The 19,558-nt window shown below is 65.7% G+C and carries 21 protein-coding genes and 1 pseudogene; 9 read left to right on the top strand and 13 right to left on the bottom strand.

Translation table 11 applies throughout. From position 1 onward, the window contains the following. Positions 1-72 precede the first annotated feature (72 nt). On the top strand, positions 73-1,170 hold the full coding sequence (locus G6P99_RS08920; RefSeq protein ID WP_029082022.1) for a cyclase family protein: 1,098 nt from the start codon (positions 73-75) through the stop codon (positions 1,168-1,170). Between the two features lie 182 nt (positions 1,171-1,352). Here the strand turns inward: G6P99_RS08920 and G6P99_RS08915 are convergent, their stop codons facing one another. The 6 genes and pseudogenes from G6P99_RS08915 to G6P99_RS08890 all read right to left on the bottom strand — a co-directional run bounded on the left by G6P99_RS08915 (position 1,353) and on the right by G6P99_RS08890 (position 6,959). Continuing rightward, positions 1,353-2,135 (bottom strand): 3-hydroxybutyrate dehydrogenase, encoded by a 783-nt coding sequence (locus G6P99_RS08915; protein WP_029082021.1) that lies wholly within the window; start codon positions 2,133-2,135, stop codon positions 1,353-1,355. Positions 2,136-2,178: 43 nt separating this feature from the next. Beyond that, entirely contained in the window at positions 2,179-3,354 is a 1,176-nt protein-coding gene (locus G6P99_RS08910; RefSeq protein WP_035977152.1) for a DUF3734 domain-containing protein, read from the bottom strand. Positions 3,355-3,387: 33 nt separating this feature from the next. Beyond that, positions 3,388-4,180 (bottom strand): annotated as a pseudogene (locus tag G6P99_RS08905) (acetoacetate decarboxylase). Positions 4,181-4,252: 72 nt separating this feature from the next. Beyond that, positions 4,253-5,458: an NAD(P)/FAD-dependent oxidoreductase gene (locus G6P99_RS08900; protein ID WP_165127817.1), complete on the bottom strand. Its 1,206-nt coding sequence runs from the start codon at positions 5,456-5,458 to the stop codon at positions 4,253-4,255. Positions 5,459-5,575: 117 nt separating this feature from the next. Beyond that, a complete protein-coding gene (locus G6P99_RS08895) occupies positions 5,576-5,911 on the bottom strand; it encodes a hypothetical protein (RefSeq protein ID WP_029082018.1) in 336 nt (111 codons plus the stop codon). Between the two features lie 97 nt (positions 5,912-6,008). Next, positions 6,009-6,959 carry a helix-turn-helix transcriptional regulator gene (locus tag G6P99_RS08890; protein WP_029082017.1) on the bottom strand — a complete coding sequence of 317 codons (951 nt, stop codon included), beginning with the start codon at positions 6,957-6,959 and terminating at the stop codon, positions 6,009-6,011. Positions 6,960-7,325: 366 nt separating this feature from the next. Here G6P99_RS08890 and G6P99_RS08885 point away from each other — a divergent pair, with 366 nt between their 5' ends. Beyond that, complete coding sequence (locus G6P99_RS08885; protein ID WP_165127815.1) at positions 7,326-8,255, top strand: helix-turn-helix domain-containing protein; 930 nt, start codon at positions 7,326-7,328, stop codon at positions 8,253-8,255. Positions 8,256-8,267: 12 nt separating this feature from the next. Here the strand turns inward: G6P99_RS08885 and G6P99_RS08880 are convergent, their stop codons facing one another. Then, positions 8,268-8,447, bottom strand: coding sequence for a hypothetical protein (locus G6P99_RS08880; protein ID WP_035977149.1), 180 nt, complete (start codon positions 8,445-8,447; stop codon positions 8,268-8,270). Between the two features lie 9 nt (positions 8,448-8,456). After that, the gene (locus tag G6P99_RS08875; protein WP_029082016.1) at positions 8,457-8,690 is read right to left on the bottom strand and encodes a DUF6894 family protein; all 234 of its coding nucleotides are present in this window, start codon (positions 8,688-8,690) and stop codon (positions 8,457-8,459) included. Positions 8,691-8,886: 196 nt separating this feature from the next. On the opposite strand from G6P99_RS08875, the gene G6P99_RS08870 reads away from it, so the two are divergent. From G6P99_RS08870 to G6P99_RS08860, 3 genes are read left to right on the top strand one after another with little or no spacing between them, the layout of a single operon-like run. After that, positions 8,887-9,561, top strand: coding sequence for a TetR/AcrR family transcriptional regulator (locus G6P99_RS08870; protein ID WP_029082015.1), 675 nt, complete (start codon positions 8,887-8,889; stop codon positions 9,559-9,561). Continuing rightward, positions 9,558-12,239, top strand: a complete 2,682-nt coding sequence (locus G6P99_RS08865; protein ID WP_165127813.1) for a molybdopterin-dependent oxidoreductase — start codon at positions 9,558-9,560, stop codon at positions 12,237-12,239. The genes G6P99_RS08870 and G6P99_RS08865 overlap by 4 nt, the downstream gene beginning before the upstream one ends. Next, positions 12,236-13,177: an FAD binding domain-containing protein gene (locus G6P99_RS08860; protein ID WP_165127811.1), complete on the top strand. Its 942-nt coding sequence runs from the start codon at positions 12,236-12,238 to the stop codon at positions 13,175-13,177. The genes G6P99_RS08865 and G6P99_RS08860 overlap by 4 nt, the downstream gene beginning before the upstream one ends. Here the strand turns inward: G6P99_RS08860 and G6P99_RS08855 are convergent. From G6P99_RS08855 to G6P99_RS08840, 4 genes are all read right to left on the bottom strand, one after another. After that, positions 13,174-14,157: a DUF3592 domain-containing protein gene (locus G6P99_RS08855; RefSeq protein ID WP_165127809.1), complete on the bottom strand. Its 984-nt coding sequence runs from the start codon at positions 14,155-14,157 to the stop codon at positions 13,174-13,176. The two genes, G6P99_RS08860 and G6P99_RS08855, sit on opposite strands and share 4 nt — an antisense overlap. Before the next feature lie 75 nt (positions 14,158-14,232). Next, positions 14,233-14,850: a LysE family translocator gene (locus G6P99_RS08850; RefSeq protein ID WP_029082011.1), complete on the bottom strand. Its 618-nt coding sequence runs from the start codon at positions 14,848-14,850 to the stop codon at positions 14,233-14,235. Between the two features lie 203 nt (positions 14,851-15,053). Further along, a complete protein-coding gene (locus tag G6P99_RS08845; protein ID WP_165127808.1) occupies positions 15,054-15,587 on the bottom strand; it encodes a hypothetical protein in 534 nt (177 codons plus the stop codon). Between the two features lie 7 nt (positions 15,588-15,594). After that, positions 15,595-17,037, bottom strand: coding sequence for an LVIVD repeat-containing protein (locus tag G6P99_RS08840; protein WP_029082010.1), 1,443 nt, complete (start codon positions 17,035-17,037; stop codon positions 15,595-15,597). Positions 17,038-17,157: 120 nt separating this feature from the next. On the opposite strand from G6P99_RS08840, the gene G6P99_RS08835 reads away from it, so the two are divergent. From G6P99_RS08835 to G6P99_RS08820, 4 genes are read left to right on the top strand one after another with little or no spacing between them, the layout of a single operon-like run. Then, positions 17,158-17,472, top strand: coding sequence for an ArsR/SmtB family transcription factor (locus G6P99_RS08835; protein ID WP_029082009.1), 315 nt, complete (start codon positions 17,158-17,160; stop codon positions 17,470-17,472). Further along, positions 17,465-17,935 (top strand): SRPBCC family protein, encoded by a 471-nt coding sequence (locus G6P99_RS08830; RefSeq protein WP_051346425.1) that lies wholly within the window; start codon positions 17,465-17,467, stop codon positions 17,933-17,935. Before G6P99_RS08835 ends, G6P99_RS08830 begins: the two co-directional genes overlap by 8 nt. Beyond that, on the top strand, positions 17,932-18,399 hold the full coding sequence (locus tag G6P99_RS08825; RefSeq protein WP_165127806.1) for an SRPBCC family protein: 468 nt from the start codon (positions 17,932-17,934) through the stop codon (positions 18,397-18,399). Before G6P99_RS08830 ends, G6P99_RS08825 begins: the two co-directional genes overlap by 4 nt. A 32-nt stretch (positions 18,400-18,431) precedes the next feature. After that, positions 18,432-18,947, top strand: coding sequence for an SRPBCC family protein (locus G6P99_RS08820; protein ID WP_029082007.1), 516 nt, complete (start codon positions 18,432-18,434; stop codon positions 18,945-18,947). 176 nt (positions 18,948-19,123) lie between these two features. Here G6P99_RS08820 and G6P99_RS08815 read toward each other — a convergent pair whose 3' ends face one another. Continuing rightward, positions 19,124-19,558 (bottom strand): hypothetical protein, encoded by a 435-nt coding sequence (locus G6P99_RS08815; RefSeq protein ID WP_029082006.1) that lies wholly within the window; start codon positions 19,556-19,558, stop codon positions 19,124-19,126.

Below are 19,558 nucleotides of genomic sequence, written 5' to 3'. Positions count from 1 at the left end.
CCTAACCGAGGAGGAGCATGCCGAAAACAAATTTCAAGCCCGAAACCGCGGGCGCAACCTGGGAGGGAAAGCATGGACGACGACGTCAGGAGCGACGAACCGAACAACGGGCCGGTCACGACCGATCGGCGGACCCTGCTGCGCACGGCGGGCCTTGCCGGCGCAGCGGGCGCGACGCTTGCCGGCGCGATGCACGGCAAGTTTTCGCTTGCACCGATCACCGCAGCCCAGGCGCAAACCCCGACCGCGATGCCGAAGGGCACCGACAAGCCGTGGTGGCCCTCGAAATGGGGCGCGGACGACGAGGCCGGCGCATCGAACCACATCACGCCGGAGAAGGTGCTCGACACGGCGAAATGGATCAAGGACGGCAAGATCTACAAGATCGGCCGCGTCTACGAGGGCGGCATGCCGCTGTTCGGGCCGCGTGCGTTCACGCTGCGTATCCCGGGCGGCCCGACCGGCGGCCCGTTCGGCGACAACAAGCTGGTCTATCACGACGAATTCCTCGCCAGCGAGATCGGCCAGACCGGCACGCAGTTCGACGGTCTCGGCCACATCGGCATCCAGCTCGGCAAGGATGGCGACAAGAGCGAGATGCGATTCTACAACGGCCACACCGCGCTGGAGATCAGCGACGCCTACGGCCTCAAGAAGCTCGGCGTCGAGAAGCTCAAGCCGCTGTTCACCCGCGCGCATCTCGTCGACATGGTCGCACTCAAGGGCGGGATGATGGACGCCGGCCAGGAGATCACCACAGCCGACATCAAGGCGGCGCTGCAGAAGCAGAACATCAATGAGAGCGACATCAAGCCCGGCGACGCGATCATGTTCCACACCGGCTGGGGCTCACTGTGGATGAAGAACAATGACCGCTTCAACAGCGGCGAGCCGGGCATCGGTCTCGACGCCGCGAAATGGGTGGTCGAGAAGGACCTCTCGGTCACCGGCGCCGACACTTGGGCGGTCGAGGTCGTGCCCAATCCCGACAAATCGCTTGCCTTCGCGGTGCACGCCGAGCTGCAGACCAAGCACGGCATCCATAACCACGAGAACCTGATCTTCGACGAGCTGATTGCCGACAAGAAATACCAGTTCGTCTATTGCTTCGCGCCGGCGCCGATCAAGGGCGCGACGGGAAGCAATGGCTGCCCGATCGCGATCACCTGAACGGCCTGCCGTGGGACGCGTGGGCGGACAAACCGCCCACGCGGATTTCCGACCGCGCTACCGCACCGCGATCGCAGCACCGGCGAGTGCCGCGGGAAGCGAGCAGGTCCAATCTCCGGCCAGCGAGACCGCCGCCGCGGCAATCACACAGCCCAGAAGGAACCCGGCCAAACGGCCGAGCGCTACCGCGCCGTCCAGCCGCCATCGACCGAGATCGCGGTTCCCGTGATCTGGTCGGCTGCGCCCGAGCACAGGAAGGCGACAGTGCCGCCAAGCTGTGCCGGAGAGACGAACTCGAGCGACGGCTGCTTTTCGGCGAGCATATCTCTCGCAGCATCCTGCTGGCTGATGCCGCGCTCCGCGGCGATGTCGTTGATCTGCTTGTCGACCAGCGGCGTGCGCACCCAGCCGGGACAAACCGCATTGCAGGTCACGCCGCTGCCGGCGGTCTCCAGGCCTACCACCTTGGTCAGGCCGATCAGACCGTGCTTGGCCGCGACATAGGCCGCCTTGTGCGTCGACCCAACGAGGCCGTGGGCGGAGGCGATGTTGACGATGCGGCCCCAGCGCTGCTTCTTCATCTGCGGCACCGCGGCGGCAATGCTGTGGAATGCAGCCGACAAATTGATCGCCAGGATGGCATTCCAGCGGGCGGCCGGAAATTCCTCGACCGGCGCGGTGAACTGGATGCCGGCATTGTTCACGACGATATCGAGGCGGCCGAACTTGGCAACCGTCGCGGTGACCAGGCCGCGCACGGCATCTTCCTTCGACATGTCGGCGCCGTCGTAGGTGACGCGCACGCCATGCTCGCGTTCGATGCCGCTACGGATCGCCTCGATTTCATTGGCGTCACCGAAGCCGTTCAAGACGATGTCGGCGCGCAGTCTGGCGAGTTCCCTGGCAATGCCGAGCCCAATGCCGCTGGTCGATCCGGTGACGATGGCAACCTTGCCTTTCAACATGGGAATTTCCTTTCGATGCTGTGAGGATGTGAGGCGCCGCAACTCAGTCGCGGCGGTGGACGTCGTGGGTGACGATGCCGCGCTCGGGCGCCGGCCGGTCGAGGCGGCTCGGATCCGCCAGCGTGCGGCGGATATCCTCCAAGCCGCCCTGCCAGTGCGCGCGCATCGCGCTCAACCCGAACTCATAGTCCTTGGAGTGACGCTCGTGGATCTTGGACTGATAGATCAGGTGAATGATGTTGCAGGAGCGATGGCGAGCCATCTCGGCGATCTCGCGAATTTCCGGATCCTGCCTGGCGCTCTCCGGCAGCAGTGCGAGCGTCCGCTGCAACGCCTGACGCATCTTCTGCATTCGCAGCGCCTGGTCGGTGATGGCGCGGGTGCGGCTGGAATACTGGATGTCCTTCTGCCGGCTCGATACCTCCATCAGGTCGTTGGGCACGCGGCCCTTCGCCGACCACAGATCGATCTGGAAGGTCAGCGTATCGCGCGGCTCGCTGGACAACACGCGGGACAAGGGCGTGTTCGAAACCACGCCGCCATCCCAATAGTGCTCGCCGTCGACCTCGACAGCTGGGAAGCCCGGCGGCAGCGCACCCGACGCCATGAAGTGCTTCGGTCCGAGCCGGCGCTCGGCGGTGTCGAAATAGGTCAGATTGCCGGTGCGCACGTTGACCGCGCCGACGCTGACGCGCACCCCTCCCGAGTTCAGCCGATCGAAGTCGACGAGCTGCTCCAGCGTCTGGCGCAATGCGGAGGTGTCGTAGAAGCTTGTCGCGGCGGCGCCTGAGAATGGCGACAGGAACGGCGGCGGGAAGCGCGGCTTGAAGAAGCCGGGCTGCCCCTGGAACAAGGCGCGCATCGCCGCCAGCGCATTGTGCGCCGAGCGCATGTCGAAGGCGAACGGCAGGGCATTGGCGAGCCCCTCGCCGGCCGGCCATTCCACCGACGCGGCACAGATGCCTTCCCAGAATTTGCGCAACCGCTCGACGCGCTCTCCCTCGGGCGAGCCGGCGATGATCGCGGCGTTGAGCGCGCCGATCGAGATGCCGGCGAGCCAGTTCGGCCGGATGCCCGCCTCATGCAGGCCTTGATAGACGCCGGCCTGATAGGCGCCGAGCGCGCCGCCGCCCTGCAGCACCAGCGCCACGACATCGTAGGGCAGCGACCTGGTCTGCTGCGACAGCGGATTGATCTGCTCGCGCATCACGTTCAGCATGGCTGGATCTCCTGATGGACGGGTTGGGGCCGGTCAGCCGGCATTCGCAGCGGTCAAGACGTCGCCGCCGCGATGCGGTGCCGCCTGGCTCGTGGCGAGATAGTCGTGCACCACGCTGCCAAGCCCCAGCGTGAGGTCGGCAAGGATGTGCTTGGCGGAGAGAACCTCCAGCACCGGCAGCTCGGCGACGGGCGCCAGCGCATGCGAGTACAGGTCGAGCGCAGCCGGTCCGGTCCAGGCACCCTTCACCGTGACGTCCTCGAGGTGGTAGCGCACCAGCTCGCAGATGCGCGGCGTGCCGTCGACATGCGGAATGATCTTGAGGAGGAAATTCGGCGCGGCGAGCTTTTTGGCTTCGGCAGCGATGTCGAGCGCGCGGTGCTTGTAGCCCATGGTTCCGGTCGCGATCCGCACCGAACCGTGGTTCAGGGTGCCGACCAGCGTGTCGATCTCGACCTCCAGCTTCGGCTGTGCCAGCTTTTTGGGAAATCCCCACAGCTCACGCCCGCCCGCGATCGGCGGATGATCGTTGAGGAACATCTGATGGGTGAAGCCGCCGAGCTGGCCCTTGTAGGACCGGAATGACCTGGCCGCTCTCGGTGTAGTCGCCGAAGCCGGTCGAGTCCGGCATGCGGATGAACTCGTAGTTCACCACCGGATCGGTCAGCTGCAGCGGCTCAGGCACCACGCGGCGCAGCGCGTCGGGATCGGTCCGGTACTGGATGATGAAGTACTCGCGGTTGATGAAGCGGTAGGGCCCGGGCGGAAAGGCCGGACTGGTCAGCGGCATCGCGAACGACGATGTACGCACGGTGTCGTGTTTCACTTTGGTGAGCTCCAGATATGGCGGTCGAGGGTGGCCGCGCCCCCGTGCAGGGCGCGGCCGATGTCGGGAGTGTTAGACTTCGGTGACGTGCTCCGGATCGGCGGATGCGAGCGCGGCGGCGCGCTCGGCGCGCGGCGGATAGATCCAGACGGTGTTGATCTCCCGCTTGGTCTTCTTGGCGACGTCGCCGACCATCTCGACCTTGCGCTCCCAGCCGCGGGTGAACAGCGCGCCGGCCTCACCGAGATCGAGGCAGGTGACATAGGCCTTCTGGTGATACGGCTTGGTTGGGACGCCGAGCAGTTCGGCGGCGGCGTTGTTGCCGGCAAAGGCGCCCATCCGCGTGGCGTGCTGGCACGACATCAGCGCGTAGTTGCCGTCGTCGTCGCATGCGGCGCGCGCCGCATCGCCGGTGGCGAACACGCCCGCGACCGCCGGCACGCGCAAATCGCGGTCGACCAGCAGTCGGCCGGAATTGTCGCGCTCGGCCGGGATCTGCGCGGTCAGCGGCGCGGCGCGGATGCCCGCCGCCCAGACCACGGTCGCGGCCTCGATATGCTCGCCGCTGGACAGCGTGACGCCGGACTTGCTGACCTCGGCGACGCCGGCGCCGAAGCGGCCCTCGACGCCGAGCTTGCGCATCGCCTCCTCGATGATCGGACGCGGCTCCTCGCCCATGTCGGGCGCAATCGCGGCGTTACGCTCGACGATGATGACGCGCGGCCTGGCGTCGTTGCCGAGAATCTCCTTGAGCCGCGCCGGCATCTCGGTCGCGGCCTCGATACCGGTGAAGCCGCCGCCGGCAACGACCACGGTGTCGCGCGCCACCGATGCGGGCTGCTTGGCGAGACCATGCAGATGACGGTCGAGCGCGATCGCGTCCTGAAGATTGTCGACGCTGAAGCCATGCTCGGCAAGGCCGGGCACGTTCGGGCGGAACAGCCGGCTGCCGGTCGCCACCACCAGCCGATCGTAAGGCAGCGTCTTGCGTGCGTCCTTGGCGGTGACGATCTGCACGGTACGCGCCTTGGTGTCGACGGCTTCGGCGCTGCCCTGCACATAGACGACGTCGATCGCGTTGAAGACGTCGAGCAGCGGTGCGGTCAGCGTCTCCGGCTTGGGCTCGTAGAGCCGCGGGCGGACCACCAAAGTCGGCTCCGGTGCGACCAGCGCGATCTCGAGCTCCTCGGGCGAAACGCCCTTGATGTCGCGCAGGCGGGCTGCGGAAAGTGCGGCGTACATGCCGGCAAAGCCGGCGCCGATGATGACCAGTCGCATGGGATATCTCCTTTGGGTTGACAGTCTCTGATGTCCGCGCGTCGCCGCCGCCACTTGCCGCTGACGGTCAAACCTGCCGCGAGCTGCGACGCGAAGCTGTGAAATGAAAGTGAGTGCCTATTGACGGGCGGCGCAGCCCGATACGAACGGCGTGCGCGGCGCAGGCCCACACGCCGCACGACAGCCGCGCGTGCCGGGCAGCGAACCGCGGTGAAAGGAGATCGGCTGCGCGGCGCCCGGAAAGAGGTCCCGGGTGAGCCCCTGAGCCGCGTCGTTGATCATCACCGAGGTCATCGGATGGACGCCGTGAGCGGCCTGCGCCGGGGCGTCGGCATCGTCGCCGGTTGCCGTGGTGAAGCGGACGGTGAGCGTCAGCCCGTACATCAGTGCGGTCGCGACGGCCCGGCGTCGCCGCGTGATTGCGAGGGAGCTGCCGAAATCCTTCCAGGCCATCGCTTGTCTCCGTTGTTGGCGTGGGCGCCACGGTGATCTAGCGAATTGAGCTTGTCCGTGCCCCAGAGCGATTGCCCGACCTGAAGAGCGATTGCTGCTACCGCAGACGACGACGCCAATCGCTCGGGGTTTCGCCGGTCAACTTCCTGAATGCCGCGGCGAACGCGGTCTGCGAGCTGTAGCCGAGCGCCGCCGCGATCGAGACGACGGATGCATCGGTGTCGCGCAGCATGTTCATGGCCTGCTCGAGCCGGTGCTGGCGCAGCCAGGCATGCGGCGAGAGCCCGGTGCTTTCCTTGAAGGCACGGCAGAAGTGAAAGCGCGACAGGCCGGCGTCCATGGCCAGCGCCGCAAGCGAGACGTCCGCATCGCTGTCGGAGCGCAACCGCTCGACGGCGCGGCGCAGCGCGGTCGGCGACAGCCCTCCCATGGTCGCCTGTAGCATGGCAGGCGCGCCGGCATGCGCCGACAGCAGGCGGTTCGCCAGAAGATCTGTCAGCTGGTGCCTGAACAGCGCATCCAGCGCCTGGCTGCCGTCGAGGGCGTCGGCGGCGCTCAACAGCAATCGCGACGTAATGGGATCGGGATGCGCGGTGCGCTCCAGGAGGTCGCCGGGCGCGGCGGTGTCGGCTTCGCCGGCCACGCGCTGCAGCGTCGCATGCGGAAGATAGAGCTGAACGACATGCATCGACTGGTGGATGTCCCATCGCGAGGTCGAGCCGGCCGGAATGATCGTCACGACGCCGGAACGCGCCGTTCCGATCGAGGTCACCTTGCCGGTGCGCCGCTCCAGCTGCTGCGAGCCGGCAGGATAGGTCATGATGACGTGATCGACCATCGGCCGGACGACGTCGTGCAGGGCCTCGTGCTTCCAATAGGCGAACGCGCCGCTCGACGGGTCGGCCGCGATGCGCAGCGGCCGCGTGTGGAGCACACGGGCCATCTCCTGGTCGGCGGGAGCGCGCGGGCCGACCGGCGTCTCGGGCGGCTTGGCATCGGATGCGGCGGACGAATCCCGCAAAGCATCGTGCAGGATCGGCTTAGTCATGACCTGTGCTCGCGTTTGAAAGCTCATGCGCTACCTCCCTGCGGGCAGGGTCTATCGACCGATGAGGTGCGGAACTGTCTGCGGGACCTAAGCGCCACGCAGTTTGGATGTCTTTCCTGAAACGGCCATGCTTTATCTAATTCTGTTGCGAGCGTGCCTTTGCGACATTCTGCCTCCGACAAATTCGATCGGACCAAAGCAATTGAATTCCTTCTGGAATTGCATCGTCATGATCGACGCGGCGGGGCGTTCATCATCGCGTGAGGAACTGGACGGCACCGCAACAATCCGGATAAATAAGCCCCGACCACGCGGGATGACGGTGACGGTATCCGAGGTCGCCCATCACAGTCGGACTTGATCGATATGGCACAGGCAGGCGTCTACGGACGGAGGCTCGGGCAGCCGCTGCAATTGGCGGAAGCGCCCTCGCTGATCACGCGCTCGCTGCGCAGTGCCGAGCTCGCGGTCACCGAGACGCGGAACGACAGCCCGGTGCGCGACCTGTCCGGGTCGCTGCCCGCCGACGATGCCTATCTCCTCAGCCTCAAGTTTCGCGATTATCCGGACTGCGAGTGCTGGGAACGCGGCCGGTGCGTCATCAAGTCGGATATCCGCAGCGGCGCAACCTACCTGTACGACCTGAAGCGCGATCCGCGTTATGTGATCGACAAGCCGTTCCACTCGATCTTTTTCTATCTGCCGCGCTCGGCGCTCGACGACATCGCAAGGCAGGCCGGCGCGCCACGTATCGATGAACTGGCTTATCAACCCGGTATCGGCCATGACGACGCCATCGTCCGTCATCTCGGCGCTTCGCTGCTTGAAGCATTGCGCCGGCCGGAGGAGACCAACCAGCTGTTCGTCGATCACATGATGCTCGCCTTCACCGCACAAGTCGCGCAGACCTACGGCGGACTGCGGAGCATCACCGCGCCGACCCGCGGAGGCCTTGCCGCCTGGCAAGCGAGGCAAGCGTGCGAACGGCTCGAAGCCGACCTCGGAGGAAAAATCCCGCTGAAGCAGATCGCGGCCGAGTTCGGCCTCTCGGTCAGCCACTTCTCGCGGGCCTTCCGCGTCTCCACCGGCCTGCCGCCTCACCAATGGCTACTGCAGCAACGGGTGACGGCGGCCAAGCAATTGATGGCGGTGCGCGACCTGTCGCTGTCCGAGATCGCGATTTCGGCCGGCTTTGCCAATCAGAGCCATTTCACGCGGGTGTTTTCGGCCGTGATCGGCGTCAGCCCGGCGGTGTGGCGCCGCGAGACGCATCGCCCGGCGAACAGCGCGAGCTGAACCGGTCCGCGTTCAACCGGCCGGGGCGGCTTGAACGGTATGCTTGGCATGCCATTTGGGGCCCGGCCCGCGCATGTAGTGGAGCTCGGGCCGGTAAGGATCGCGAATTCGCTCGATCAGATTCTGCCAGCCGGTCGTGATCGCGTGCAGGCCGTGGCGAAAGGGCAGCAATGCTGGCTGCAGCGACGGCATGGCGTCCTCTCAGTGTGGTTTGCCGAGAACGGATGCGAAGGACAGGATGACGATCTCGTCGCCGGCCTCGTCGCTGACATGCACGGCCCAGTCGCGCCAGTCTTCCAGGCTGGCCGTTGCGACCAACGATCGCATCATGCACGTCGCCGCCTCGCAGGCCTCGGAAAGGCTGGTCACCGCGGTGCCGCGGCGATCCATCAACACGCCGCGCGTAGTCGAGCAATGGAAATAAACCTGGGCCATGTCAGTGTCCTTGCAAGCTCCGGGCGAGCAGGCTCGCCTTTAACAAGCTCTACGTTTCTTGGACGCGACCATCCGTGATGCGGTTCACACCGGTGCCGGCGGCGCGGCGACCTCGCGGAATGGTGATCAGGGGCGCCAGCACCACCCTCACCAAATCGCGATTTGACAGTTCGTCTATATTTGTCAAAATCGTCAAATGGGACCGAAGACCCGCATTCTCGATGCCACGATGCTGGTGTTCCGCCGGCACGGCTTTCGCCGATCCTCGATCGAGCAGGTCGCCGAAGCGGCCGGCCTGACGCGGCAGGCGCTCTACCACCATTTCGAATCCAAGGAAGCGCTGTTCCGCGCCGTGATCGAGCGCGTGCATGAGTCCGCGATCGCGGCCGAGGACGCCGCCGTTGCCGAGGCGGAGACGGCGGGCGGCGATCTCGGCGACATTCTTGCCGCAGGCATGATCGCGCGGATGTCGACCATGATCGCGTCGCTGGACGGCTCGCCGCATCTCGAGGAGCTGTATTCCGAGCACCTCTTGCACGCGCGCGACCTCTACCAGACCTATGCCGCGCGCTACGCGGAGCGCATGGTCACGACGATCTCGCGGATCGTGCGCAAGCAGCAGCTTGTGCTGCCGCAGGGCCTGTCGCCGGCCGAATTCGCCCGGCTGGTCGAAATGGCGATGTACGCATCGAAGTCGCAGTACCCGGCGATGCAGCCGGCCGATGCGTTCCTGAAGGACATGGCGATGATGGTGCGGACGCTCTGCGCGGGTGCCATGTCGAAATCCATGTCGAAATCCGAGAGGCCGCCCGTCAAGAAGGCGGCGATCAGCCAAAAGCCGACACGCAGGAAGACCGGAGGACATCCATGAGCACGACGACCATCAACGGCCGCGTTGAATCCCTGCCCGACGATCCCGACGCGTTATTGATCGACGTCGTGCGCGACCAGCTCAAGCTCACCGGCACCAAGCTGGTGTGCGGCGCCGGCGTCTGCGGCGCCTGCACGGTGCTGGTCGACGGCGCGCCGGTCGCAAGCTGCCTGATGCCGGCCGGCGCAGCTGCCGGCAAATCGGTGACGACGGTGGAAGGCATCGGCGCCGCAACGCTGCATCCGGTGCAGAGGGCGTTCATGGCGCATGACGCGCTGCAGTGCGGCTTCTGCACGCCGGGCTTCATCGTGGAAGCGACCGCGTTCTGCGACCGCTGGCGTGCAACCAAGGGAACGGCAGTGCCCTCGCGCGAGGAGATCGGAGTGGCGCTGTCCGGCCATCTCTGCCGCTGCGGCGCCTATGACGGGATTTTCCGCGCGGTGGCGGATGCCTGCACCGGCCGTTTCGACGGCGACAATGTCACAGCGCCCCGCATCGAGGCGCGCGACAAGGTGACGGGCGCGGCAAAGTACACCGTCGACATCAACCATAATGGCCAGCTCGAAGGCGTGATCCTGCGCTCGCGCGAGGCGCATGCCCGCATCACCACGCTTGATTTGGCTCCCGCGCGAGCAATCCCCGGCGTCGCCGCGGTATCGCTGCTCGGCGACGACCGCATCGTGCGCTATGTCGGCGAGCCCATCGCGGCGGTCGCTGCCCCGGACCGCAGGACCGCGCATGCCGCACTCGCCGCGATCAAGCTGACCAGCGAACGCCTGCCCTCCGTGATCGGGCTCGACGCCGGGCGCAAGGATGACGCGCCTGTCGTGTTCGACAAAGCAAGCCGCAAGCGGGCCGGCAACGTCTCGGAAGCGGCCGGCGGGCCGGCGCCCTGGAAGCAGAACATCCGCGGGCCGACCGCGGTGTTCTCGACACGCGCCAAAAAGGCCCGCAACTGGGTGGATGAGGCGCGCCAGGCCAACAACCGGCTGCTCGTCGAAGCAACCTTTCGCACCGCCACACAACAGCACGCATGCCTCGAGCCGCACGCTGCGGTGGCGCGCTTCGACGGCGACGGGCTGACCCTGCACGCCTCGACCCAGCAGGTGTTTCACCTGAAGGAGCAGATCGCAAAACGCTTCAAGCTCGGTCACGACAAGGTTCGCGTGATCGCCGATCACGTCGGCGGCGGCTTCGGATCGAAGGCGAGTCTCGGCGTCGAGACGATCGCCGCGATCGAGCTCGCGCGCGAGGCGAAGGCACCGGTGCGGGTCGCCTACGATCGACAGGAGGAGCTCTCCGTCGCCGGCTACCGGCCGGCCGCGGAACTGAAGGTCGCGCTGCTTCCCTCCGAGCAGGGCGGCCTGAAGGCGCTCTCCGTCACTGCGCATGCCGATACGGGGGCCGCGACCAATTCGACGATCGCGGGCCTGGCGCGGCTGATCTATCCGGCCGAGGCCAAGGACCTTTCGGATTTCGACGTCATCAGCAATTTGCCGCCCGGCACCGCCTTCCGCGGCCCCGGCGGTCCGCCGATGGCATTCGCGGTGGAGCAGGCGATCGACGAGGCCGCGCTGCGGCTCAACGTCGATCCGATCGCGCTGCGCAAGCGCTGGGATCCCGATCCCAACCGTCAGCGGCTCTACGACTGGGCATCCGGGCTCGAGATCTGGCGCAATCGCAAGCCGGCACAGAATGGACGCTATCGCCGCGGCATCGGGGTGGCGACGGGCTACTGGCTCTATCTGTGGCAGCCCAACGTGAAGGTCGAGGTCGCGGTCAAGGCCGGCCGCATCATCGCCAGCACCGCGACGCAGGACATCGGCACCGGCACCCGCAGCGTGCTTGCCGACACGATCGCGCGCGAGTTCGATCTCGAACCAGCTGACATCGAGGTACGGATCGGCGATTCGTCGCTGCCCGAGGGGCCCGGCTCCGGCGGCAGCCGCGTCACCGCCTCCGTGCTGCCGCCGACGCTGCAGGCGGTGCGGAAGCTGAAGGCCGCGATCCTCGAACAGGCCACACGAAAGCCTGCGCCGGGTTCGAACGCGCCCTGGCGCGAGCTGATCGCGCGCTCGCCCGACATCGCTGTCACGGAGACGCGCGGCGAGGACGGCAAGAACACCGCGCCCGGCATCCGCTCGCCGCTGCGCGAAGTCGGCCTGATGGGATTTGTGTTCGGCTGGATGATGCGCCGCTTCTCGAACATCGCGGTCGGCGCCGGCGTGCCGAGCTCGGTGCAGGTCATCGAGGTGGAGGTCGACACCTGGCTCGGCCATGTGCGCGTGCTCAACGTGCATACCGGCATTGCGGTCGGCAAGATCGCAGCGCCCGCGCTGGCGCACAGCCAGGCCTGCGGCGCGGTGATCCAGGGCCTTGGCTACGCGCTCTATGAGGCGCGCGAGCTGGATCCGACGAGCGGCGACGTCCTGACCGCGGGGATGGAGGATTATCGCATCCCGGGCATCGCCGACACGCCCGAGATCGATGTCCATTTCGACGAAGCCGGCTTCGACCATGTGCTCGGCAACAGCGTCGGCATCGGCGAGGCGTCGACGGTGCCGACCTCGGCGGCCGTCGCCAACGCGATCCACAATGCGATCGGCGTCCGCCTCACCGAGATTCCGATCCGTCCCGACCGCATCGTCGCCGCGCTGAAAGGGAGGGCTGCCGCATGAGTGCCGCAACCGCAGAGGCAATGTTCGCGCCCGAATTCCGTGCCGCCGGCACCGACCTGTCGGAGCGCCGCCGCAGCGGCCTGTCGTGCGGCACGATCATCGATCTCGCCGCCAGTCCCGATATGATCGGAATCGCGTGGAACGCCGACGGCTCGGCACGCATCGGCGCCCTGACCGCGATCGCAACCATCGCATCCGACGGGCGACTGGCCCAGGCCTATCCCGGCATCGCCGCGGCCGCACAGGGCCTGGCCACGCCGCAGATCCGGCACATGGCGACGCTCGGCGGCAACCTCGCGCAACGTTCGCGCTGCTGGTATTTCCGCAATCCGCAGATCGCCTGTCTCAAGAAGGGCGGCTCCGACTGCCCGGCGCGATCGGGCAACCATCTCTATCACGTCGCGTTCGATCTCGGCCCTTGCGTGGCGCCGCATCCGTCGACCATGGCGATGGCGCTGTTGGCCTATGATGCGAAGGTCACCACGGACCGGCGCAGCGGATTGTCGATCTCCGACCTGCTCGGCAACGGCAGCAACGGCACGGCCGACAATTTGCTTGCGGCAGGCGAACGGATCGAGCGGATCGAGCTCCCCGCCCCGCTGGCCGGCGAACGCGCGCTCTACAAGCGCGCCATCAGCCGCTCGCATGCGGAATGGCCGCTGGTCGAGATCTGCGTACGAACCGTGATCTCAGGCGGTGCATTCCAGCAAGTTTATATCGCCGCCGGCGGCATCGCTCCGGTGCCGCTGCGGCTTGCGGCATGCGAGGCGGCACTGCGGGGCAAGCCCGCCAACGCAGCGACGATCGCGCAAGCCGCGGAGCTCGCGACATCAGGCGCGAAGCCGCTGCCGATGACAGGATACAAGCTTGATTTGCTGGTCGGTTTGCTGCGCGATGTGATGGAGCGGACGCTCAACGTCAACGAGACCGCGCGCTAGCCGCCACGGGTGGAAGCAAACAGCGCGGCCGCGAAAAAGAGTCCTGCGATGGTCCACAGCACCCAGGCGAGCCGGCCGTCGCCGCGCGCGTCGAGCGACGCTTCGGCGGGATTGGCGGGATTGACATGGACCTCGACGGCGGCGCCATCCTGGTAGCGCGACATCAGGCGCTGCAGCAACTTGTTCGAGCTCGCAGCGGACTCCGCGCCGACCCGCGCGCATTCGTTGGTGTAGCTGACGTTCTCGTAGGTGTAAGTGCAGGACACGCGCTTGCCGAACATCTCCATCCCGCGCCCGTCGCCATCGGGGGCAGCGCCACGATACTCCTCCATCTCGGACACATGGATGATGCCTGATACCACCGGCCAGTGGCTCGCCATCGTCGCCTGCCGCCGCACGGCGAGCGCAAACAGCGCGACGACGAGGCCGAACGCACCGAAGCCGATCACCATCCCCGACAAATCGGGCCGCGCCATGTGGCGCGAGAGAACATCGTTGATCCGATTGAGACCGAAAGCCGAGCCGAACACGATCGCGAGCACGATCGCACTGCCGATGCCCAGACATCCCCAGATGCCCTTGGGCAGATCACGCTCCAGCACCGCCTGATCGGGATGTCGCGGATTGTAGTAGACGGTCACGATGCTGCCGGCCGGATACTTCGCCAGTGTCTCCGCGACCTGGAAATTGCCGAGGTCTTCGCCGATGCTGACGCGGTTATTGCGCAACTTCCTGCCGTCCACCTGGTACTCGTAGACCACATTGGCGAAGTTGCGCTGCTCCATCCGATAGCCGTCCTCGCGCTCATCGTCGGAGACCCTGACCTCGCGTACCTCCGCGGCCGCGGTCACGACCTTGCCGGACGTGTCCGGCCAGCCCCTCGCCTCGCGCACCTGCCAGGTCTTGACGACGGCGGCGATCAGGATCAGCCCGAGCGGCGCGAGCAGCATCGCATAAACAAGCCAGGGCAAATCGGGCACGGGAAGGGTCCTTCATCGGAGGCAGCGCCGGTTTGACGCGCCACCCCTGTGAAGGGTTCAACCACCCGGCGGGGTTTATCGGGCCCGGGTCAGCGCCAGCCAGATGCCGCCGCCGATCATGAAGCCGCCGGAGATGCGCGACATCAACCGCGTCCGCTCCTTGGAGAAGAACTTTCGGGCGCGGCCGGCCGCCAGCGCGTAGGCCGCGTCGGTCAGCACGGCGGTTGCCATGAAGGTGACGCCGAGCAGCGCGACCTGCGGAATGTGCGGCTTGTCCATGTCCATGAACTGCGGAATGAAGGCGCCGAAGAACACCAGCACCTTCGGGTTCGAGAGCAGCACCAGAAAGCCCTGCAGGAAGAAGCCGCCGCGCGGCGGTGGCGGCGTCTCGTCGGTGCCGACGCCCTCGACCGGCGAGCGGATCAGCTTGATGCCGAGCCAGACCAGATAGGCCGCGCCGGCAAAGCGCACCCAGTCGAACCAGTACCCCATCGTCGCCATCAGCGAGGTCAGGCCGACCGCGACGATGCCGATCACGATGGCGAGCCCGACCTGCGCGCCCAGCACGTTGGTGAGCGCGGCGCGCGTGCCGTAACGCAGGCCGTTGGCGATCACCATCGTGACGATCGGACCGGGCAACAGCGCCAGCGCCATGCAGGCGGCGACGAAGGCGAAATAGGCTTGCAGGGACATGGAAATCTCACTGACGGTGAGTGCGAATTATGCACATAGGAGAGGTGAAGAGGAAGTGGTTCATGCTCATCTCCGTCATACCCCGCGAAAGCGGGGTATCCAGTACGCCGCGGCCTATCTGCTGAACATCAGCGCCTCTGGAATACTGGGTCACCCGCTTTCGCGGGAGACGACACCATATTCGCATGCGAGAGAGGGGCTCCTCAACGGCCATCCATGGCCACCGTCATCCATTCCTTGATCTCTTGCAACTCCAGAAACTTCAACGTCGCCCGTTGCACTTTTACGGCGTCACCCCTGCCCTGCGCCGCCACCGCCATGAGATCGCAGCGATGCGAGGCCGCGATGCCGATCGCGGCGCGCTTACCGTCGAGATCATAGGCCCTGATCCGCCCGGACATGCCCGCAACATGAACGACTTCACCCGCCTTCAGCGGCACGAAGCGCGGGCTGATCATGTCGACATCGGAAACGCGGTCGACCTCGTCGTCATCAGCGACGCCGCTGTCGCAGTTGCAGAAGCCGAGTTTTGGCCTGAGATAGACCTCGACGTCGGCGCCGCAATCGGCCACGCCGCAGCGGAAGGCGCGGCCGGCGGGCCAGCCGTCGCGCGGAAACGGCCAGGCGATCTCGCGCCACGCCGCAGCGCGCGGCGGTCCCATCTCGTAGCCCGCTACGGCTGAGAGGCCGCCGAGCGCCAGGAACAGCGCCGCGATGACCGACCACGATCGCTTCATCGCGCGCTCACGGTAGGCCAGCGATGGCGCGCGCCGCGCCGGTCAGTTCGAGAATATGCAGCCCGGTGTTGGCGCGGTCGACCGCGTAGATATAGCCGCGCTCGTCGGTCTCGAGATTGTTGGTCTGGATCGCGACCTTGCAGCGCTCCTTGCCGTCGAGGGTGACGCAGCGCTTGTCGGTCGCCGACGTGATCGACGGGATGAAGTAGCCGACTTCCTTGGGGTGATAGGGATCGCGGATGTCGAGCGCACGGACGCCGGCATTGAAGAAGGCGATGAAGGCCAGCTTCTTGTAATAGACCGGCGCCATGCTCTCGTTCGACGAGTGCGAGCCGAACCGGCCGCCGCGCTCGCAGAACGAGCCGGAGGCCTCCGGCACCGTGTAGCTCGAAATCAGCATCGGCCGCGCTTCGGTGGTAATGTCAGCGAACCACACCATCTGCCGCGCCTCGCCGCACTCGTTCTGGATCGCCTCGTCGACGATCATCACGATGTCGCGGGTCTTGCCGTCCTTGTCGTGCGCAAACTCGGCGATCGGCATGCCAGGCATCGGGAACACCGTGTGCGCACCGTTCATTGCCGACAGCGGCATCCGCGCGATCTCCGGATATTTCAGATTGTCCGGCGTCGGCTCTTTCGGTCCGTTCAACAACTTGTCGCGATCGACGATCTGCAGGAAGCCGCCCTTGTTGGTGCCGTAGCCGAAATAGACGCGGTTGCCCTTCGGCCCGGTCGAGATCGGCCCGTGCAATTCGGTCGGCACCGCGCCGGTGGCGCCGGGCTCCTGCCCGGGCAGACCAAAATCCCTGATCTTCCTGGGCTGCGTGGGATTTGAGAGATCGTAGACCTGCGTCATCCGCCGCGTGCGCCAGTCCGGCGCGCCCGACACCAGGAAGGCGATGCCGGTGCCGCATTCCCAAAAATTCTTGTGCGTGTCCTTCAGCCCGCCGATCCGGGTGACCAGCACCGGATTGGCGGGATCGGCGACGTTCCAGATCTCATGCGCCTCGCTGCCAAAGGTACGCAGCATGTAGACCGCGTTGCGATCACCCTTCGGCAGATCCTTGCCGTCGCAGATCCGCACCATCTGCGCGCCGCCGGATTCGTATTTGCCTTCCTGCCCGGGAATGTGCCGCAGATATTTCGGATGCGCGGGATCGGTGACGTCGACGATCGAGGTGCCGTTCGGCTCGGTCTTGCCGGTCATCGGATTGACGGGATCGGGAATGTCGTCGGTGCCGCCGTGATGGCCGATATAGGCGATCCACCGGTCGCCCTGATGATGGATGGTCGGCTGATAGGCGCTGCGCGCCTGCAAATCGCTGGTTCCAACCAGCCTCATGTTGGAGGCTTCGGGCGGGTCGCCGATCTTCGGCGGCTGGGCGCCCGCAGCATTTGCGAGCAGGACAACAAAGAACGTGCAGCAAACTGCCGTAACGCGACCACCCATGCGCACCACCCCGTATTCCCTGCCAATCTGCGTTGGCTGTCTGTGACGATAGCACGGCGAAATGACCACCCAAACACACGCTGTTGACATGCAACCATTTGGTTGCCTATTATCCAAGCCATGGATGAAGTCTTCAAAGCCCTCGCGGATGCCTCACGGCGGACGCTGCTTGACCGGCTTCACGATCAGAACGGGCAGACGCTCGGTGAGCTCTGCGACGGCCTCGACATGACGCGTCAGGCCGTCACCAAGCACCTTGTGATTCTCGAGGAGGCCAACCTCGTCACCACGATCAGGCATGGCCGCGAGAAGCTGCACTACCTCAACCCGGTTCCGATCCATCAGATCGGCGAGCGGTGGATCAAAAAGTTCGAGCGCGGGAAACTTGCCGCGCTCAGCGAATTGAAAAGACAGTTGGAGAAGCGTGATGAGTAAGCCGGAATTCGTCTACACCATCTATATCGCCTCGACACCGGAGCAGGTGTTCGCCGCGCTGACCGACGCCAAAATGTCGGAGCAGTACTGGCACGGCAGCTCCGTCGTCTCGGACTGGAAGATCGGCTCGCCATTCGCGATCCGGATGCCCCGGCACAACAAGGAAATCACCGGCGAGGTGCTCGAATACGATCCGCCGAGGCGGCTGTCCTATTCGTTCCTTGCCCACGACGGCTCCGATGGCGGCAAGGCTTCACGGGTTACCTTCGAGCTGGAACGTCAGAGAGATCAAGTCAGGCTCACGGTGATCCATGACCGCTTCGAACCCGGCAGCGTGGCGCTCGAAAAGATCAGCCTCGGTTGGCCGCTGATCCTGTCGAGCCTGAAGAGCTACGTCGAGTGCGGCCGGGTGCTGCATGCGCCCTGGTACGAGAACGAGGCAACGACGGAGCAAGCGCAATGAGCAGGCCCGAATTCGTCTACGTCACCTATATCGAGACCACGCCCGACAAGCTCTGGGATGCGCTGACCGACAGCGCGTTCACCAAGCAATACTGGTTCGACACCGAGGTCCGATCCGATTGGAAGGTTGGCTCGCCGTTCGCATTGGTGATGGGCGGCAAGACCACCGATACCGGCAAGATCCTCGAGGCGGACCGGCCGCGGCGGCTGTCTTATACGTTCAAGCACGAGCTGTTCGACGGCATGCGCGACGAGCCGGCGACGAAAGTCGTCTTCATCCTGCAGCCGTTCGGCGATCTCGTGAAGTTGACCGTAACCCACGAAGGCTTCTCCGCCGGCAGCAAGCTGCTCGGCGCCATCTCCAAGGGTTGGCCTGCGATCCTGTCCGGGCTCAAGAGCCTGCTCGAGACCGGCAAGGTGTCACCGATTCCGCCGGAGGCGCTCGGGATCGAGGGCTTCGAGTGACCATGAGAATCTATCGAAGGACACGTGCGGACATGAACATCGAGAAATTCAAGCCGGCGATCGTCTATGCCATCTACATCGCCGCCACGCCCGAGAAGGTGTGGCAGGCACTGACGCGTGCCGAATTCAGCCGGCAGTATTTTTCCGGCCACGCGGTCGAGGTCGATCTGCGGGTCGGCGGCGCTTACATCGTGCGCACGCCCGACGGCGCGCTGCATATCTCGGGCGAGGTGATCGAGTGCGATCCGCTGAAGCGGCTGACCGTCACCTTCAACGTCAACTGGCCGCAACTCGTCGAAAAGCTCGGGCCGACGCTCGTCACCTACGAGATCGAGCCGGCCGGCGACGGCGTGAAGCTGACCTTGCTGCAGTCGCATGATCGCCCGATCAGCGACGACATCCTCGAAGGCGGCCGCACCGGCTGGCCGGCGATCCTCTCCAGCCTGAAGAGCCTGCTGGAAACCGGCAAGGCCATGGTGATCCCGATGCAGCCCCCGCAACGCATGATGGCCGCGCTGAAGGAATTGGGGATTGCGCTGCCGATGTGAAACTTCTTCCGTCGTCCCGGCGAAAGCCGGGACCCATTACCACCGCTCCAAGCGGTAAGAGTTTGTTGGGGCCACAGCGTCGCGCAACAACTTCACCCTGTGGTTATGGGTCCCGGGTCGCGCTTCGCTTGCCCGGGACGACGGAGAGATTAAGCAGGAGTGGCGCGAGCGAATCCCTACACGAGAAGGAGTCCGACGACGAGATTGGCCACGAACAGCGTCGCATCGATGACGAAGATCCTGAGCATCGGGCCGGTCAACACGGGCCAATATGCCACCCCGACGCGTCCGCCGCGCATCAAGACCGGCAGGTTGTAGGCGAACTGGCTGAAGTGACACGCGGCGAAGAACAGGAACAGCGCGAGCTGCGCGTCGCCGGCCTGGAAGAACGGCGGCCTTGCCGCAAGGAGATACAGCGACAATAGCCCGATCGGCAGATTGATCCCGCCGAGGAACGCCACGCTGGCCGACAGGGTTGGCGCGATCGGATTTGCATGCTCCTGCCGCGGCACCAGGATCTTCAGCGTATTGCCCTGGGCAATGCTGAACTGGATGAATGCGCCGCCGAACCAGAGTGCGTTGAGGAGGAGGACGAAATCTGCAAATCGCAT

Origin of the sequence: Bradyrhizobium sp. 6(2017), from assembly GCF_011058295.2 — a bacterium.
Taxonomy (GTDB): domain Bacteria; phylum Pseudomonadota; class Alphaproteobacteria; order Rhizobiales; family Xanthobacteraceae; genus Bradyrhizobium; species Bradyrhizobium septentrionale.
Note: the sequence above shows the minus strand (reverse complement) of the source record. Positions and strands in the feature narration are given on the sequence as shown.

Bases quoted from the DNA above. Each gene is read 5' to 3' on its own strand.
- G6P99_RS08920 (WP_029082022.1), top strand. From the start codon at position 73: ATGGACGACGACGTCAGGAGCGACGAACCGAACAACGGGCCGGTCACG.
- G6P99_RS08915 (WP_029082021.1), bottom strand. From the start codon at position 2,135: ATGTTGAAAGGCAAGGTTGCCATCGTCACCGGATCGACCAGCGGCATT.
- G6P99_RS08910 (WP_035977152.1), bottom strand. From the start codon at position 3,354: ATGCTGAACGTGATGCGCGAGCAGATCAATCCGCTGTCGCAGCAGACC.
- G6P99_RS08900 (WP_165127817.1), bottom strand. From the start codon at position 5,458: ATGCGACTGGTCATCATCGGCGCCGGCTTTGCCGGCATGTACGCCGCA.
- G6P99_RS08895 (WP_029082018.1), bottom strand. From the start codon at position 5,911: ATGGCCTGGAAGGATTTCGGCAGCTCCCTCGCAATCACGCGGCGACGC.
- G6P99_RS08890 (WP_029082017.1), bottom strand. From the start codon at position 6,959: ATGACTAAGCCGATCCTGCACGATGCTTTGCGGGATTCGTCCGCCGCA.
- G6P99_RS08885 (WP_165127815.1), top strand. From the start codon at position 7,326: ATGGCACAGGCAGGCGTCTACGGACGGAGGCTCGGGCAGCCGCTGCAA.
- G6P99_RS08880 (WP_035977149.1), bottom strand. From the start codon at position 8,447: ATGCCGTCGCTGCAGCCAGCATTGCTGCCCTTTCGCCACGGCCTGCAC.
- G6P99_RS08875 (WP_029082016.1), bottom strand. From the start codon at position 8,690: ATGGCCCAGGTTTATTTCCATTGCTCGACTACGCGCGGCGTGTTGATG.
- G6P99_RS08870 (WP_029082015.1), top strand. From the start codon at position 8,887: ATGGGACCGAAGACCCGCATTCTCGATGCCACGATGCTGGTGTTCCGC.
- G6P99_RS08865 (WP_165127813.1), top strand. From the start codon at position 9,558: ATGAGCACGACGACCATCAACGGCCGCGTTGAATCCCTGCCCGACGAT.
- G6P99_RS08860 (WP_165127811.1), top strand. From the start codon at position 12,236: ATGAGTGCCGCAACCGCAGAGGCAATGTTCGCGCCCGAATTCCGTGCC.
- G6P99_RS08850 (WP_029082011.1), bottom strand. From the start codon at position 14,850: ATGTCCCTGCAAGCCTATTTCGCCTTCGTCGCCGCCTGCATGGCGCTG.
- G6P99_RS08845 (WP_165127808.1), bottom strand. From the start codon at position 15,587: ATGAAGCGATCGTGGTCGGTCATCGCGGCGCTGTTCCTGGCGCTCGGC.
- G6P99_RS08840 (WP_029082010.1), bottom strand. From the start codon at position 17,037: ATGGGTGGTCGCGTTACGGCAGTTTGCTGCACGTTCTTTGTTGTCCTG.
- G6P99_RS08835 (WP_029082009.1), top strand. From the start codon at position 17,158: ATGGATGAAGTCTTCAAAGCCCTCGCGGATGCCTCACGGCGGACGCTG.
- G6P99_RS08830 (WP_051346425.1), top strand. From the start codon at position 17,465: ATGAGTAAGCCGGAATTCGTCTACACCATCTATATCGCCTCGACACCG.
- G6P99_RS08825 (WP_165127806.1), top strand. From the start codon at position 17,932: ATGAGCAGGCCCGAATTCGTCTACGTCACCTATATCGAGACCACGCCC.
- G6P99_RS08820 (WP_029082007.1), top strand. From the start codon at position 18,432: ATGAACATCGAGAAATTCAAGCCGGCGATCGTCTATGCCATCTACATC.
- G6P99_RS08815 (WP_029082006.1), bottom strand. From the start codon at position 19,558: ATGCGATTTGCAGATTTCGTCCTCCTCCTCAACGCACTCTGGTTCGGC.